Below are 16,308 nucleotides of genomic sequence, written 5' to 3' on the forward strand. Positions count from 1 at the left end.
TACCACAAAACGTTGCCTCATGGTCAAATTTCTGTTAAGATATTGCATGTGAACCATGAATTTTTTCCCGGAGGTTATCCATTGAGAATCGGTACAATTGAAATTGAACGCACCGCCGCGCTCGCGCCAATGGCCGGCGTGGCTGACAGCGCTTTCCGGCAGATCTGCAAGCAATTTGGCGCGGCCTATATGGTCGGCGAGATGGCCAGCGCCAAGGGGATGCATTATTCCGACCGCAAAACAGCCAAGCTGCTCGGCGTACACGACGCGGAGCGGCCTGTTGCAGTGCAGCTATTTGGCGATGAACCGGAAATTGTCGCGGAAGCGGCTAAAAAGGCGCTTGCATTTTGTCCAGATGTCATTGATATCAATATGGGATGTCCCGCGCCCAAGGTCGCCGGCAATGGCGGCGGTTCGGCGCTGATGAAAAATGTGGCGTTGGCTGCGCGTGTTACAGAGGCGGCTGTAAAGGCTGTCGACCTGCCAGTTACGGTCAAATTTCGTAAGGGGTGGGATGACGAGCATGTCAATGCCGTTGAATTTGCCCGCGCCATGGAGCAGAGCGGCGCGGCTGCTCTGACGGTTCACGGCCGCACCCGGATGCAGTATTATGCGCCGCCCGTCGACCTTGACATCATTGCGGCGGTTAAGGCTGCGGTATCGATCCCGGTGATCGGAAATGGCGACTGCACAGATATACAATCCGTTGTTAATATGTATGATTATACAAAATGCGATCTTGTCATGATCGGACGCGGCGCGCTTGGAAGTCCCTGGATCTTTTCACAGGTAGCCCGCTACTTAAAAGACGGCGTCACCTTGCCCGCGCCCGACCTGCAAACACGCATGGATGTTATGCTCCGGCATATTTCCCTGATCTGCGAAAACAAAGGGGAACGCCAAGCCATGCGCGAGGCACGCAAGCACGCGGCCTGGTATATGAAGGGGATGCGCGGCGCGGCCGCTTTCCGAAAGCAGGCAGGGGCGCTCACCGTTTTTGACGACGCCCGACGGCTGGCCGACGATGTGCTTGCGGCCAATTCGGATATTTTATAGAATTCTATACAAATTGTAATAAAAGGAGCAGCAATTATGCGCCCAAGAAAAAAACACAACCTGGCGCCGCGGCTGGCAGCATGTGAAGCGATCACTATTTTAGAGCCTGAATCCGAAAAAGGACACATTCGCGAACGATTCGCCGATCCATCGCTGCCTTTGCATGTAGAGCTTGGCTGCGGCAAGGGACTTTTTATCCGCACGCTTGCCGCCCGGCATCCGGAATGCAACTTTATCGCAATCGAACGCGAACCGAACGTCATAGTGACAGCGATGGAACAGGCGCTGCCGGCACAGCTTCCGAATCTGCTTTTTATTTTGGGCGACGCGGACCGCCTGCCTGGCATCTTTGAGCCGGGCGAACTTTCGCGCATTTACATCAATTTCTGCGATCCCTGGCACAAGCGCCGGCAATATAAAAAAAGGCTGACCTGGCGCGGCCGTCTGGAAATGTACAAGACGCTGCTGGCCCCCAACGGTGAGATCTGGTTTAAGACCGACAATTACATGTTGTATCATTTTTCAACATTTGAATTCGACGCCTGCATGGACCGCTATTTTTCCACCGGCGACCTGCATCACAGCGAATATGCCGCCGACAACATCATGACTGAATATGAAACCTATTTTTCCAATCTCGGCCAACCCATCTATTCCATCCGCGCCCGCTTTTTTGAAAAAAAAGCTTGGTAAAAAACTTCCCGGCCTTTTTGAAAAAAGGCCTCAGCGAAAAACTTCCCGGCCTTTTTGAAAAAAGGCCTCAGCGAAAAACTTAGTTCGGCTGCGCCGCGAATAGTGGGGCAGGTTCCAGTATTTTTACAGGCCGCGCCGCGAACAGTGGGGCGGGCGCTGCGTAATCAGGTTTTACGCCGCGTCACCGCCTGCCGATATGCCCGACCCCTTTTTGCAGGGCAATCATACCGGTGCGTGCGATCTCAACAATGCCGTAGGGCGTCACCATATCGATCAGCAGATCGACACGCTCCGGACGGTCGCACAGCTCGATCGTCAGGGTGGTGCGCGACAGGTCGACAATCTTCGCATCCATAATCGCCGCAATATCGATAATTTCGCCGCGCGTCTGCTGCGCGGCGTTTATTTTAATCAGGATCAATTCGCGGCGCGTGGAAGCGTCGTGTTCCAGAACGCGCACCTTGATCACATCAATCTGTTTATTGAGCTGTTTTTCGATCTGCTCAATCGTGCGCTCGTCGCCCTCGGCCACAATTGTCATGCGCGAAACGGATGGATCGTCCGTTTCGCCCACGGCCAGGCTTGCGATGTTAAAGCCCCGCCGCGCGAACAGCCCCGCCATGCGCGATAAAACGCCCGCTTTGTTTTCAACAAGCGCCGAAATAATTTCTTTCATCACGACCATCCCTTTCCGCTCAATGTGTGGCTGCGCGCGGGTCCACGGCGCACTCCAGGATACAGGAGCCCTCCGCGTCCAGAAAAGCGCGCACCGTTTCATGCGCATGTTCCATTGCATCGAGGCACAGATACTGCAAATGATATGCCTCCGCCAGCTTCTCGATCTCCGGACCGCCGCCAAGCGCCACGGCTGTTTCACGCCCGCCATAGCCGTCCCGCTGGATTTCACGCACCATACCAAGCATCTGATTATTCATCACAACCAGCTTGACCGTTACGCCGTGCTGATTGGCGGTCGCCAATTCCATCATTTCCATCTGAAACGCCCCGTCGCCGCAGACCGCCGCAACCTGCCGCTCCGGCGCGGCCAGGCGTGCGCCGATCGCGGCAGGCAGCGCGTAGCCCATGGTCCCCATGCCTCCCGTCGTCAAAAACAAGCCATCGCGCGCGTCGTAGTTTTTCGCCGACCAGATCTGGTTTTGGCCGACGTCCGAAACATAAACCGCGTCGTCGTCCAGCTCCTGCGAGAGAAGCCGTACAAACGCCTCCGGGTCAACAAATCCGCAGCCCGCGCCGGATGCCGCCGGCGGCGCTGTCCGCCGGGCGCAGAGCCAATCGCGCCATGCCTGCCAGTCGCCGTGCGGCTGCCGCTCGCAGAGCTGTGCCAGAACCGACGCCGCATCGCCAACCAGCGGGATTGTTGTGCCGACGTTCTTGCCAATTTCCGCTGTATCAATATCAATGTGGATCACAGTCTTATCCGCGCCCAGACAGCCAGGCCGGCCCACCGCCCGGTTGCCCGCGCGCGCGCCGAGGATCATCAGCAGGTCGCTTTGGCCAACGGCCTCGTTGGCGGCGTCCGAACCGCTCTGACCAAGCATACCGAAATAAAGCGGATGCTTTGACGGCAGCGTGCCAATACCCATCATCGTGGAAACAGCGGGCAGGCCGCACGATTCACACAGCGCGCGCACGCTGCCGCGTGCGCCTATCGCGCCGCCCCCCACAACCAGCAGCGGCCGTTTGGCCGCGCAAAGCGCTTTGGACACGCGCTCGATCTGGCCGGAATGCCCCTGAATGCGCGGCTTATATCCGCGGATGGAAACCATCTCCGGATAAACGAAATCGAGCTGCGCGCGCTGGATGTCGACGGGTATATCGATCAGCACGGGCCCCGGCCGTCCGGTGGAGGCGATGTAAAAGGCCTCCCTGAACACGCGCGGGATATCCCTGGCGTCCTCGACCAGATAGCTGTATTTGATAAACGGAGAAGCCGCGCCGGTCGTATCGACCTCCTGGAACACGTCGCGGCCGAGCAGGCTTGTCTCCACCTGCCCGGTAATCGCCACAATCGGGATGCTGTCGGCATACGCCGTAGCCAGCGCTGTAAGCAGGTTGGTCGCGCCGGGTCCGCTTGTCGCAATGCAGACGCCCGGCCTGCCTGCCACCCGCGCGTAGCCGCTGGCCGCATGGCCGGCGTTTTGTTCGCTGCGCACCAGGATATGGCGGATGCCGGACTGTGCCAGGCAGTCATAAAACGGGCAGATCGCCGCTCCGGGATAGCCAAACACGACGGTTACGCCCTGTGCCTCAAGACAGTTTACCATTGCCTGCGCGCCGCTGATCATAGCCGGCATCTCCTCCGATCGGTTATAAATCCCACGCCTCCTCAAAACCTCTGGACAGCGCGGTGAATAACCTTTATTATACGCGCCCGCTTTGGGCCGCGTCAACCCGCAGAGCCGCCAAGTTTTTATGTAAAACGGGAAAAGCCCTCGCGTCCTACTGTATCATCTGCTATAATAAGGAAGGGCGTCTCACTCCCGCAAGGCACGTGAAAAAGCATGGAGGTAAACAACGATGGATGAATCGCCAAATACCCCGGTCCTGTCCGACGATACGCGCGCAAACAGGCTCTCCGGGCTGATGAACAAAAATCACCGCATGATTTCAACAGCTTTCGGCGCGGCCGTCTTTATTGCTGTGATCAATACGCTGATCGGCATAGCCGCGATCTTCACGCCCAATATTTTAAACATCCTGGAATTCGGCGGCCTCGGCTGGTTCTACTGCCTGAGCGGCTTTATCATGTTCGCCGTCGCCGCCGGTATCCACTATAAAAGCCGCGTCTGTGTCATCATCGGACTTCTGTTTATGGTTGTGGATACCGCCCTTTCCGATCTGCCCGCCCTGCTCAGGAACGGCAACATCGCTTATTTCATCATGCGCGGCTTCATCCTTTACGCGCTGATTATGGGGCTTATCGGCGCGTTCCAATACCATTCCTATAAGCGGCGGTTTTCCGGCGACCCCAACCCGACGATCGCCGCGCTGTTTTCCCGCGGCCATTTTCGTATTTCAGCGGGAACCATTATTTTTTTGCTGCTCTCAGCCTCGGTCCTGATTGCCGGTATCTATAGTTTTTGGATAAGCGGCCGCGTCAGCTATGACCCTTCCACCTGGGAAACCTATACTACCACAGACGGCCTTGTGACAATACCAATACCTGGCGCGCCCGAATTCAGCATGGCTGATGGTATACAGAGCGTCCGCAGCTATTCAAATAAAACATTCGCCGGCCTTGACCGCATCGCCGGCGACGGCCTCTTTTCCGACCTGAGCGCCAAAGAGATGGAGGATATCGTTACACAGGCGCTTGAATCGGGGCTGACCGGCCAGCAATTTTCCTACAAGCCGGACGCCGCGCCCGACGGCGCGCAAGCGTGTATCATTGCAGACGCCTATCATGAGGGCGTCCTCGCGCGTTATCAGGCATTCTTTGCGGACGGCGCCCTGTATATTACAATGCTTGCGATAGACGCCGATCAGGATGATAAACGGGCGCTCGCGCTGCTCGACGCATTCACCGACGCCATCGTAATCAACAGTTGATAAAGCAAAAACAGACCCGGCAGCGGGTCTGTTTTTTTGCAGCGTATTCATTTTAATCAACTTAGGGGCTGTTTGAAAATCAAAATTACCGTCTTTATCTACAAACAACGGCGGACGCCGCGTTAAAAAGCCTCGGAATCCGGAAGGATTCCTGCGTTTTCTCCCTTGCGTTCTCCTGCTGTTTGCGAAAAATTCGGCAATTCCTCTATTTTCAAACAAGCCCTAATCAATAATCTGCGTCGCGCCGTCAATATCAAGCATTTCACTTCTGGAGGAGGCGGCGTCCTCTGCCTGCGGCATGGAGGCAGACGCGTGCCCATCCGCGTCCGGTTCATGGCCGAGGGGCGGCGTCCCAACGGATACATCGGGATAAACCTGCGCGAACATCCGCTCCAATTCCTCAAACATACGCGCGCTCTGGCGCTCCAGCGCTACCGCGTCAACCGGATACAACCGTCCATTCAGATAAGCGTCCGTCGTGCTGTAAATCTGCGTGCCGGAAAAATACGCCGGATCGATGGACGAATCATAAAAGATCACATCCGGATAAAGATTGACCGCCTCGTCGGCCGGATAATCCCAGCCTGTAAATGCGGCTGCGTCATTGTCGACGCCAATCGCCTCTAAAAGCTGCCCTTCAAATGTATCGCCCGTTGCGATCAGCAGAGGAGCCGCGCGCAGATAGATGCCGGATACACGATCCGCAATCCCGCGGGCGGCGTCTGTAAGCGCGTCATAGCGGGCGCGCAGCGCGTCAAACACGCGTCTGCCATTTTCGGCGCCGTCCCGCATCCCGTCAAGAACCGTTGCGGCTGTGACATACGTCGTCTCCAACGCGTCAATGTTTTCGGCGCGCGGCAACACAATCACCTCCGCGCCCATCTGCTGGAGCGCGATTGTATGCTCCTGCGCCATCGGTGCGGACACGAATACCACATCCGGATTCAGCTCGCGCAGACGGTCAAGATCGGGCGACTGAGCCGTACCGCAATCGGGCAGAGCCCCAATGTCCATAGGAAAGTCGCAGTTAGCGCTCACGCCGGCCATCCGGTCCCCGCCGCCAAGCTCATAGAGCACCTCTGTCAGCGCGGGCGACAGCGAAACGATCCGCTTTGGCTTTTCCGTCACGCGGATATCGTCAATCGCAACCGGCCAGTTCGGGTCCGGCTCCTGCTGCGCCTGCGACGGGGATGAGGACGTCTCCCTACGTTCCCCGCCGCCAAAGCACGCGGTCAGCGAGCAGGCCAGCAGCGCGGCAAGCAACAGCGCCATAAAGCGCAAATGATTCATATCGATACCTCTCCGGCTAAAGGGTTATTTTCAAGTGGTTTTTAAGCGTTTTCATACCCCATTTTATCCTATCAGAGTATCGCTGTCAAATGCGCGGGCGCGCCCAGGAGCCCCGCTGTTTGCTGCATAGCCTGTATAAACGCAGCGCCTGCCCCATTATTCGCGGCGCAGCCTGTATAAATACCGGAACCTGCCCCACTATTCGCGGCGCAGCCGACTAAAGTTTTTTGCCGAGGCTTTTTTTCAAAAAAGCCGGAAAGTTTTTTGCCGAGGCTTTTTTCAAAAAAGCCGGAAAGTTTTTTGCCGAGGCTTTTTTCAAAAAAGCCGGAAAGTTTTTTGCCGAGGCTTTTTTCAAAAAAGCCGGAAAGTTTTTTGCCAAGCTTTTTTTCAAAAAAGCGGGGGTTTCTCCATGAGTTTGACCATGACGGCTTTCTGCGCGTGCAGGCGGTTCTCGGCCTCGTCAAAGATTTCATCGGCATGCGCCTCGAACACGGACTCGGTGATCTCCTCGCCGCGGTGCGCGGGCAGACAGTGTTGCACCATAACGTCTTTGGCGCATACGGAGAGCAGCTCGTCGTTGACCTGATAACCGGCAAAGGCCGCGCGGCGCTGCTGCGCCTCGCCCTCCATGCCCATCGACGCCCAGACATCTGTAAACACAACATCCGCGCCGGCGGCGGCTGTGTGGATATCGTCAGTCAGACTGAATTTGTCGCCATATGCCGCCGCGAACGCAAGTACCGTTTCATCCGGCTGATATGCTTTCGGCGTGGCGACCGACACATGCATCCCCACCTTTAAGCCGCCGACAATCAGGGAATTGGCCATATTGTTGCCGTCGCCGATATAGCAGAGCTTCAGGCCCGCCAGCCCGCCCTTATGCTCGCGCACCGTCATCAGGTCGGCGAGCACCTGGCAGGGATGGCAGAAATCGGTCAGGCCATTGATGACCGGAATGGAACCGAATTTTGCGAGATCTTCGACCTCCTGCTGCGCAAATGTGCGGATCATGATGCCGTCGAGATAGCGTGAAAGCACGCGCGCCGTGTCCTGCACCGGTTCGCCGCGGCCGATCTGGAGATCATTGGCCGAAAGGAACAGTCCCGTGCCGCCGAGCTGGTGAATGCCTACCTCGAACGATACGCGCGTGCGCGTGGAGCTTTTCTGAAAGATCATACCGAGCGTCTGACCCTTCAATCTCTGATGGTCAATCCCATGCTTCTGCTCATATTTGAGCTGGTCGCCCAGGTTGAGCAGCTCCGTGATCTGTTCGCCGGAAAGGTCGAGCAGCTTTAACAAATGCTTCATTGTGACAACACCTCTCTTAAACTCTGTAGCCCTTCGTCAATTTCCGCATATGTAATCGTCAGCGGCGGTAGCATCCGCAGCTTTTCCTTTGCGGTCAAAATGATCAGCCCACGCTCCAGGCAGGCTGCCGCGGCCGTTTTACTGTCTATGCCGTCGAGCGTTACGCCAAGCATCAGCCCCTTGCCGTCAACGCGTTTGACGCGCGGCATTGCAAGCGCCCGCTCCGTAATGTAAGCGCCCTTTTCTTCGATCTCGCAAAGCAGCGCGCCGTCAAGGCGGCGCAGCACCTCGCAGGCGCCGGCGCACGCGACGGGATTGCCGCCGAAGGTTGATCCGTGCGCGCCCGGCCCGAGCGTATCCTCACATTTTTCGCCGAGCAGCACCGCCCCAACCGGCAGCCCGCCGCCAAGCCCCTTGGCGAGCGAGACAAGATCCGGCGTCACGCCATAGTGTTCGCAACAAAGCAGCCTGCCCGTGCGCCCGACGCCGGTCTGCACCTCGTCGGCCATAAACAGGACGTCGTTTTCGCGGCAGAGCGCGGCGGCCGCGCCGACAAACGCCCCGTCAAGCGGCACGACTCCGCCCTCGCCCTGGATCAGCTCGAGCAGCACGCCGCAGACGCCGCCTGCCTCTACAGCCGCGCGCAGCGCGTCGATATCGCCCGCCGGGATAAAGCGAAACCCCTCGGTAAAGGGATCAAAATACTGGTGGAAAACGTCCTGCCCCGTGGCCGACAGCGTTGTGACCGTGCGTCCATGGAACGAATTGACAAGTGAAACAATTGTATGCCGGCCCTTGCCGTAGCGGTCAAAGCTGTATTTGCGCGCAGCCTTAATCATTCCCTCGTTCGCCTCCGCGCCCGAGTTGGCAAAAAACACCTTTTTTGCGAATGTGCGCGTACAGAGCAGCTCAGCCAGATCCACCATCGGCCGGGTATAGTATAGATTTGATAAATGCTGGAGCTTTGCCGCCTGGCCGCTGACAGCTGCAACCCATCCGGGGTCGCAGAAACCGAGCGAATTGACGCCGATGCCGCTTGAAAAATCGATATACCGCCGTCCGTCTGCGCCGGTGCAGACAGCGCCCGCGCCGCTGACCGCCTCCAGGGGCGACCGCGTGTATGTCGGCGCGATATACTGTTGATCGCGTTGTTCAACACTCATTTTTAAAACCGCCTTTCCGCCGCCGCAGCGGCAAGCCTGGGCATCATCCGACAAACATGGTGCCGATACCCTCGTTTGTCATCAATTCAATGAGCAGCGAATGCGGGATGCGCCCGTCGATGATAAACGCACGGCGCACGCCGCGGCGCACGGCCTCGACGCAGCACTCCACCTTTGGAATCATGCCCCCTTGAATAATCCCCTGACGCACAAGCTGCGGCACGTCGCTGACGCAAACCTCGGGAATCAGCGTACTCTCGTCTGTGCGGTCCCGCAGCAGCCCGCGCACATCTGTCATTGAAACGAGGTTTTCAGCCCCAAGCTCCGCCGCGATGCGCGCCGCGGCAGCGTCGGCGTTGATGTTGTAGACCGTGCCGTCGCCGCCGCAGCCGAGCGTGGCGATTACGGGAATGTAACCGCGCTCGAGCGTATCGAGAATCGGTTTTGTGTCCACCCCTGTCACTTCTCCGACAAACCCGATGTCCTCGCCGTCCCTTGTAACGCGCTGCGCATGGATCATGCCGCCGTCAATGCCGCACAGGCCCAACGCGTGGCCGCCCTGCCGCTCAAGCAGATTGACAAGGTCCTTGTTCGTCTTTCCGGCCAGCACCATCTGTACGATGCGCAGCGTCTCGGCGTCCGTGTAGCGCAGCCCGCCGACAAACCGGCTCTCTTTGCCGACAGCGCGCAGCGCCTCGTTGATCTCAGGCCCGCCGCCATGTACCAGCACAATGCGGATACCAACGAGCGACAACAAAACCAGATCGCTCATGACGGCCGCCTTGAGCCGGTCGTCAATCATGGCGTTGCCGCCGTATTTGACAACGACCACCTTGCCGCTGTATTCCCGGATATATGGAAGCGCCTCGGCAAGCACCTGCGCTTTCTCCTGATTTGCAATCTGCACTTGAATCCCTCCCCTGCCGTCAGGTGCGGTAATCGCCGTTGATTTTCACATAATCGTATGTGAGATCGCAGCCCCATGCCGTGGCGGTTTCACCGCCCTGAGCCATATCGATCTCAATGCGGATTTCCGGCTGTGCCAGGATTTTGGCGGCCTGTTCCTCGGAAAACGGCACGCCTGCCCCGTTCGAACAGACAGGTACGCTGCCCGCGGCGGATGAAAGCGTTACGCCTACACGGCCCACGTCAAATTCCGCGTCCGTATAGCCGATGGCGCACAGCACACGTCCCCAGTTGGCGTCGCCGCCGAACATCGCCGCCTTAAACAGGCTCGAGCAGATCACTGACTTTGCAACCTTTTTGGCAGTCTGGCAGTCGGGCGCGCCTATCACGGCGCATTCAAGCAGCTTGGTTGCGCCTTCGCCGTCGGCCGCCAGCTCACGCGCCAGACGCCGGCAGACGATCATCAGCCCCTGCTGAAAGTGATCGTATTCCCTGCCGGGGGATTTAATCGGCTCGTTGCCGACCGCGCCGCTGGCCAAAACGGCGAGCATATCGTTCGTCGATGTATCGCCGTCGACCGAGATCATGTTGAACGTCTCGTCGGCCACATCCTTGCACGCCTTCTGCAAAAGCTCCGGCGCGATGTCCGCGTCCGTCGTGACAAAGCAGAGCATCGTCGCCATATTGGGGTGAATCATGCCGGAGCCTTTTGCGACGCCGCCGATCGTGCACATCTTCTTCCCGATCGGAAAGCGCACAGCGACCTGTTTAAGCTTCGTATCGGTCGTCATGATCGCCCTGGCGGCGTCCGCGCTGCCGCTCGCGGAAAGCGACGCCACAAGCGCGGGCATGGCGTCCGTAATCGGCCCGATCGGCAGCGGTTGGCCGATTACGCCCGTCGATGCGATCACCACGTCGTCCTCCTCAATTTTCAGCGCCCGGGCGGCGCTTTTGCACATTGCGTTGGCAATATCGACGCCGTCGGCGTTGCACGTGTTCGCGTTGCCGGAATTGCACAAAATCGCGCGCGCCCGGCTATTTTTGAGGTGCTCGCGCGTCACAATGAGCGGCGCGCCCTTGACCTTGTTCTGTGTGTAGATGGCCGCCGCATTGCACATCCGGTCGGCGAAGATCAGCGCCAGGTCCTTTTTATCGTGGTTTTTGCGGACGCCCGCATGGACCGCGCCCGCCGAAAACCCCTGCGCGGCGCAGACGCCGCCCTCCACAAATGTAAAAGCCATAAAACGGTTTCTCCTTCTGTTAAAATGCGGGCGGCACAATCGAAAGGCCTGCGGCCTCAGGCAGTCCGCACGCGATGTTCATGTTCTGAATCGCCTGGCCAGCCGCGCCTTTGACCATGTTGTCGATGGCTGATACGACAATCAGGCGGCCGGTACGCGTGTCGGCGTGCAGCGAAATGTGACAGAGATTAGAATATTTGACATTTTTGATGTTCGCAACCGCGCCGTCGGGCAGCACGCGCACAAACGCCTCGTCACAGTAAAAATCCTCATAGAGTGCGCGCACGCGCGCCAGATCAAAGCCGGGCACGAGCGAAGCGTAAGCCGTGGAGACAATGCCGCGGTTCGCCGGTAGCAGATGCGGCACAAACGTCACTGTCAGAGGCGCGCCCGCTACGCCGCCAAGCACCTGCTCGATCTCGGGCGTATGGCGGTGCGCCGCGACCTTGTACGGCGCGAACGCCTCATTGCATTCGGCGTAATGCGTGTTCAGCGCCAGCGAGCGTCCCGCGCCCGTCGCACCGGATTTGGCGTCGATCACAATCGTTGTGGGATCGACCGCGCCGGATTTTACGGCCGGCGTCAGCCCCAGGCACGCCGATGTGACATAACAGCCGGGATTCGCGATCAGCTTCGCACCGCGCGCGCGTGCGCGGTGCAGCTCCGGGATGCAGTAGACAGCCTGCTGATGCAGCGCCGGGTCGGCGTACTGCCCGCCGTACCACTGGCGGTAATCGGCTTCGTTTTCCAAACGGAAATCGGCCCCAAGGTCAATCATCAGCTTTCCCGCGTCAAAACACCGGCGGGCCAACGGCTCCGCGTGGCCGGCCGGCATCGATGTGAACACCACGTCGCACGTGTCGATCACGCCGCCATCGTCCGTCAGCGTCAGATCGCACAGCCCTGTAAGCTGCGGATAGACGGCGCTGATCGCCTGTCCGGTATAGCTGACCGAGGAGACGGCCGCTACCCCCGCGTGCGGATGCGCAAGCAGCAGCCGCACAAGCTCAAGACCCGCGTAGCCGGTCGCGCCGATCACGCCCGCTTTGATTGTTTTCATTCCTTACCCCTCCAAACCGCCGGCCGCAGCTTCACGCTGCAAAAACGCCCGCGCCGACGCGATCTGCGTTTTCACCGCCTCCGGCGACGGACCGCCGGCGCTCGTGCGGCCGCGCACGCAGGTTTCCAGCGCGATGGCCTCATAAATATCCGAATCAAACGCCGCGCTGGCCGCCTTGTAATCGCCGAGCGGCAGCGTCTCCAGCGTCAGCCCGCGCGCAATACACTGCGCCACAAGCCCGCCCGTGATCTTGTACGCATCGCGAAACGGCACGCCCTTTTTCGTCAGATAATCGGCGCAGTCGGTCGCGTTGATAAAGCCGCGCGCAGCGGCCGCGCGCATATTTTCCTTTAAAACCGTCATCGTGCGCAGCATCGGCGTGAAGGTCACAAGGCACAGCTTCACAGTGTCGAGCGCGTCGAAGATCGCTTCCTTGTCCTCCTGCATATCCTTGTTGTAAGCCAGCGGCAGGCCCTTCATCATTGTGAGGAGCGTCACCAGATCGCCGTAAACGCGCGCCGTCTTTCCGCGTACCAGCTCGGCCACGTCGGGATTTTTCTTCTGCGGCATGATCGACGATCCGGTTGCAAACGCGTCGTCTAGCTCGATGAACTTGAATTCCCACGAACACCATGCGATGATCTCCTCCGAGAAGCGCGACAGGTGCATCATCACCGTGGAAAACGCGGCGGCAAGCTCGATGCAGAAATCGCGGTCGGACACGCCGTCGAGCGAATTTTCCATGGGCCCGGCAAAGCCGAGCGCCGCGGCCGTCATCGCACGGTCGATCGGGTAGGTCGTACCGGCCAGCGCGCCCGAGCCGAGCGGACAGACGTTCATCCGCGCCGACGCATCGGCGATGCGCCCCACGTCGCGCATAAACATTGAAGCATACGCCATCAGATGATGCGCCAGCGTGACCGGCTGCGCGCGCTGCAAATGCGTATAGCCGGGCATCACTGTTTCCAGATGCTCGCCGGCCAGGTCGCACAGCGTTTCCAAAAGCTTTAAAAGCAGCGTGCGCACGGCGGCGGCCTCGTCGCGCAGATACAACCGTACATCCAGCGCAACCTGATCGTTGCGCGAGCGCGCCGTATGCAAGCGCTTGCCCGCGTCGCCGATGCGCTTTGTCAGCTCCTGCTCAATGAACATGTGGATATCCTCGGCCTGCGGATCGAACAACAGCGCGCCGCTTTGCAGATCGTCGTAAATGCCGCCAAGCCCGTCGCAGATCGCATCGGCGCTGGCGCGCGGTATAACCCCCTGCGCGCCGAGCATCTGCGCGTGCGCCATCGAACCCTTGATATCATGCGCATACATGCGCGAATCAAACCGGATTGACGAGTTAAAATCGTTGACCCGCTCATCCGCCTCCTTGGAAAAGCGTCCCGCCCACAGCTTCATTTGATTTCCTCCATACAGTCAGCCCTCCGCAGACAGCGGACGGCGAAAGTAAAACGGCCGCGATGCGGGGTTGTGTCCCCGTACCGCAGCCCCGTTTTTGCTATCCAAAAGATGTTCACTTAATCTTCTTTTCGTCGAGCAGCGCCTTGACCTTGATCGGCAGACCGAACAGGTTGATAAAGCCCGCGGAGTCGGCCTGGTCATAGACATGGTCCTCGCCGAACGTAGCGATCTCCTCCGAATACAGCGAATGCGGCGAAGTCATGCCGGCGTTGATGATGTTTCCCTTGTAGAGCTTGAGCTTCACATCACCCGTGACCGTCTCCTGCGTCTTGTCGACAAACGCGCTCATCGCCTCGCGCAGCGGCGTATACCACTGGCCGTTATAGACAATCTCGCTGAATTTGATGGCCATCTGCATTTTATAATGCTGCGTCTCCTTGTCGAGCGTGATCTCCTCAAGCGACTGGTGCGCCGCATAAAGGATCGTGCCGCCAGGCGTTTCGTACACGCCGCGGCTTTTCATGCCGACAAGGCGGTTTTCAACCATATCGACGATGCCGACGCCGTTTTTGCCGCCCAGGTCGTTGAGCTTTTTGACAATCTCCGTCGCAGTCATCTTCTGCCCGTCCACCGCGACCGGAACGCCCTTTTCAAAGCTGATCGTGACATACACCGGCGTATCCGGAGCCTTCTCCGGCGAGACGCCCATCTCCAGGATCTTGTCGTAATCCGGCTCGTTGGCGGGGTCCTCCAGATCCAGCCCCTCATGCGACAGATGCCAGAGGTTTTTGTCCTTCGAATAATTCGTTTCGCGGTTGATCTTCAGCGGGATATCGTGCGCCTCGGCATAGGCGATTTCTTTTTCACGGCTGTTCAGTTCCCAAAAGCGCCACGGCGCGATGATATCCATATTCGGCGCGAACGCCTTGATGGTCAATTCAAAGCGCACCTGGTCGTTGCCCTTTCCGGTACAGCCGTGCGCAATCGCGTCGGCGCCCTCCTTTTTGGCGATTTCAACAAGGCGCTTTGCAATGATCGGCCGGGCAAACGAAGTGCCAAGCAGGTATTTCCCCTCATAAACCGCGCCGGCCTTGAGCGTGGGGACGATGAACTCGTCGACAAACGCCTCGGTCAGATCCTCGATATAAATTTTGGAAGCACCGGTTTTAATCGCCTTCTCACGCAGGCCGTCAAGCTCGCTGCCCTGGCCGACATCAGCGGCGACGGCGATCACCTCGCAACTGTAATGCTCTTTGAGCCATGGGATGATGACGGATGTATCCAAGCCGCCCGAATAGGCGAGCACAACTTTTTTATACGTTTTCTGCTCCACAGTGATTCCTCCAATATCGGCGTTATGTGATCTGTACCCTATTATACATTATATTTATGCAATTGCAAGCCCTATTTTTGCATAAATATTCATGTTGAGAGTTGACGAATTGGGTATTATTGCACAAACAGACAGGGATTTCACCCATTGTATCGCTTTCTTCCAGCAGTGGAAATGATAAAATATGCATTCATATGCATATTGCTGACAGTTCTTTTTCCCGCCGGGGCGTGCTATAATATAGTCAACGCCCCAAAAAACGCAATTTGCGTTTTTCACCCGGCGGACCAATGATCCGCCGTTCCCGCTTTGCGGACATGGAGACGGCATCCCGCTGCGCAGGTATACCGTCAAAGCAATATCAGAAGCCGGCAGCTGGACGGCACGCCGGTTCAATTGACGAAAGGATGCGAATTTATGCAAAAACTTTCCCCTTATGAACTGCCGCTCAACGCTTTTGAAGCCATTGGCAAGCAATGGGCCATGATTACGACGCAGCGCGGCGATACGGTCAATACTATGACCGCCAGTTGGGGCGGCGTCGGAATCCTTTGGAACAAACCCGTCACCTACGTTTTCCTGCGCCCACAGCGTTTCACACGCGAGCTGCTCGACGGCAGCGAGCTGTTCTCCGTATGCTTTCTGCCCGAAGATTACCGCAAGCAGCTTAGCTATTGCGGCGCGCACTCCGGACGCGACGGGGATAAGCTCGCCGCCTGCGGTTTTTCGGCGCTTCATCTCGACGGCGCGCCCGTGCTTGCCCAGTCGCAGACGGCGCTGACCTGCCGCAAGCTGTTTTGCCAGCAACTCGACCCAGCCGGCTTTATCGACCCGGCTCTCGACGCCGCCAACTATCCGCAAAAGGACTATCATTTTATGTATGTATCCGAGATCCTCAGCGCATACCTTTTTTGAAAAAAAGGTATGCCAAAAAACTTTAGTCGGCTGCGCCGCGAACAGTGGGGCAGCTCCCGGCATTTATACGGGCTGCGCCGCAAATAGTGGGGCAGGCGTTGTAATTAGTTTTACGCCGCGTCGATCAAAAGTTTTCGCCCGCCTTTTTCAAAAGGCGGCGGGTGAGAAAACGGCCAAGGCCCCTCGCGGGTCTTGGTCGTTTTCGAGGGCAGCGCCCTTTTCCCGGGCCGCAGCCCTCACAAAAAGCGCGGCCCACAGGCCGCAAGACACCCGTTGGGGCGCTCTGCCTTCCCTCAGCAAAATCCGTGACAAACGCTCTGCGGCTGGCGCGGATTTTGCCAGCGCCCGCTTTTTTAAGCTTCGGCC

Annotated in this window: 15 protein-coding genes; 4 read left to right on the plus strand and 11 right to left on the minus strand. The window is 58.2% G+C overall.

Translation table 11 applies throughout. The annotated features are described in order from the left end of the window. Window positions 1-81: 81 nt before the first annotated feature. Both dusB and trmB read left to right on the plus strand, forming a co-directional pair. On the plus strand, window positions 82-1,056 hold the full coding sequence (dusB, locus tag FMM72_RS15155; RefSeq protein ID WP_160209723.1) for a tRNA dihydrouridine synthase DusB: 975 nt from the start codon (window positions 82-84) through the stop codon (window positions 1,054-1,056). 36 nt (window positions 1,057-1,092) lie between these two features. Beyond that, window positions 1,093-1,749 carry a tRNA (guanosine(46)-N7)-methyltransferase TrmB gene (trmB, locus tag FMM72_RS15160; RefSeq protein WP_162221893.1) on the plus strand — a complete coding sequence of 219 codons (657 nt, stop codon included), beginning with the start codon at window positions 1,093-1,095 and terminating at the stop codon, window positions 1,747-1,749. A 181-nt stretch (window positions 1,750-1,930) separates the two neighbouring features. Here the strand turns inward: trmB and ilvN are convergent, their stop codons facing one another. Together ilvN and ilvB are read right to left on the minus strand one after the other, a co-directional pair. Beyond that, on the minus strand, window positions 1,931-2,425 hold the full coding sequence (ilvN, locus tag FMM72_RS15165; protein WP_160209721.1) for an acetolactate synthase small subunit: 495 nt from the start codon (window positions 2,423-2,425) through the stop codon (window positions 1,931-1,933). 19 nt (window positions 2,426-2,444) lie between these two features. Further along, a complete protein-coding gene (ilvB, locus tag FMM72_RS15170) occupies window positions 2,445-4,055 on the minus strand; it encodes a biosynthetic-type acetolactate synthase large subunit (protein ID WP_160209720.1) in 1,611 nt (536 codons plus the stop codon). 232 nt (window positions 4,056-4,287) lie between these two features. Between ilvB and FMM72_RS15175 the strand changes: the two genes are divergently transcribed. Beyond that, on the plus strand, window positions 4,288-5,319 hold the full coding sequence (locus FMM72_RS15175) for a hypothetical protein (protein WP_162221894.1): 1,032 nt from the start codon (window positions 4,288-4,290) through the stop codon (window positions 5,317-5,319). A gap of 222 nt (window positions 5,320-5,541) precedes the next feature. On the opposite strand, the gene FMM72_RS15180 is transcribed toward FMM72_RS15175, so the two are convergent. From FMM72_RS15180 to FMM72_RS15220, 9 genes are all read right to left on the minus strand, one after another. Then, window positions 5,542-6,609 carry an ABC transporter substrate-binding protein gene (locus FMM72_RS15180; RefSeq protein ID WP_162221895.1) on the minus strand — a complete coding sequence of 356 codons (1,068 nt, stop codon included), beginning with the start codon at window positions 6,607-6,609 and terminating at the stop codon, window positions 5,542-5,544. A gap of 217 nt (window positions 6,610-6,826) precedes the next feature. After that, window positions 6,827-7,000, minus strand: a complete 174-nt coding sequence (locus FMM72_RS15185) for a hypothetical protein (protein ID WP_162221896.1) — start codon at window positions 6,998-7,000, stop codon at window positions 6,827-6,829. Beyond that, window positions 6,997-7,917, minus strand: coding sequence for an ornithine carbamoyltransferase (gene argF, locus FMM72_RS15190; RefSeq protein ID WP_160209717.1), 921 nt, complete (start codon window positions 7,915-7,917; stop codon window positions 6,997-6,999). Before argF ends, FMM72_RS15185 begins: the two co-directional genes overlap by 4 nt. Next, complete coding sequence (locus tag FMM72_RS15195) at window positions 7,914-9,080, minus strand: aspartate aminotransferase family protein (RefSeq protein WP_162221897.1); 1,167 nt, start codon at window positions 9,078-9,080, stop codon at window positions 7,914-7,916. Before FMM72_RS15195 ends, argF begins: the two co-directional genes overlap by 4 nt. A gap of 43 nt (window positions 9,081-9,123) precedes the next feature. Continuing rightward, window positions 9,124-9,987, minus strand: coding sequence for an acetylglutamate kinase (gene argB, locus FMM72_RS15200; protein WP_160209715.1), 864 nt, complete (start codon window positions 9,985-9,987; stop codon window positions 9,124-9,126). Between the two features lie 19 nt (window positions 9,988-10,006). Beyond that, on the minus strand, window positions 10,007-11,227 hold the full coding sequence (gene argJ, locus FMM72_RS15205) for a bifunctional glutamate N-acetyltransferase/amino-acid acetyltransferase ArgJ (protein WP_162221898.1): 1,221 nt from the start codon (window positions 11,225-11,227) through the stop codon (window positions 10,007-10,009). A 19-nt stretch (window positions 11,228-11,246) separates the two neighbouring features. Then, a complete protein-coding gene (gene argC, locus FMM72_RS15210; RefSeq protein ID WP_162221899.1) occupies window positions 11,247-12,287 on the minus strand; it encodes an N-acetyl-gamma-glutamyl-phosphate reductase in 1,041 nt (346 codons plus the stop codon). A 3-nt stretch (window positions 12,288-12,290) separates the two neighbouring features. After that, window positions 12,291-13,691 carry an argininosuccinate lyase gene (gene argH / locus FMM72_RS15215; RefSeq protein WP_162221900.1) on the minus strand — a complete coding sequence of 467 codons (1,401 nt, stop codon included), beginning with the start codon at window positions 13,689-13,691 and terminating at the stop codon, window positions 12,291-12,293. A gap of 115 nt (window positions 13,692-13,806) precedes the next feature. Next, window positions 13,807-15,027 (minus strand): argininosuccinate synthase, encoded by a 1,221-nt coding sequence (locus FMM72_RS15220; protein ID WP_162221901.1) that lies wholly within the window; start codon window positions 15,025-15,027, stop codon window positions 13,807-13,809. A gap of 417 nt (window positions 15,028-15,444) precedes the next feature. Here FMM72_RS15220 and FMM72_RS15225 point away from each other — a divergent pair, with 417 nt between their 5' ends. Then, the gene (locus FMM72_RS15225) at window positions 15,445-15,942 is read left to right on the plus strand and encodes a flavin reductase family protein (protein ID WP_160209710.1); all 498 of its coding nucleotides are present in this window, start codon (window positions 15,445-15,447) and stop codon (window positions 15,940-15,942) included. The last annotated feature ends 366 nt before the right edge of the window (window positions 15,943-16,308 follow it).

Source organism: Anaerotruncus colihominis (assembly GCF_010206195.1).
Classification (GTDB): Bacteria; Bacillota; Clostridia; order Oscillospirales; family Ruminococcaceae; genus Anaerotruncus; species Anaerotruncus colihominis_A.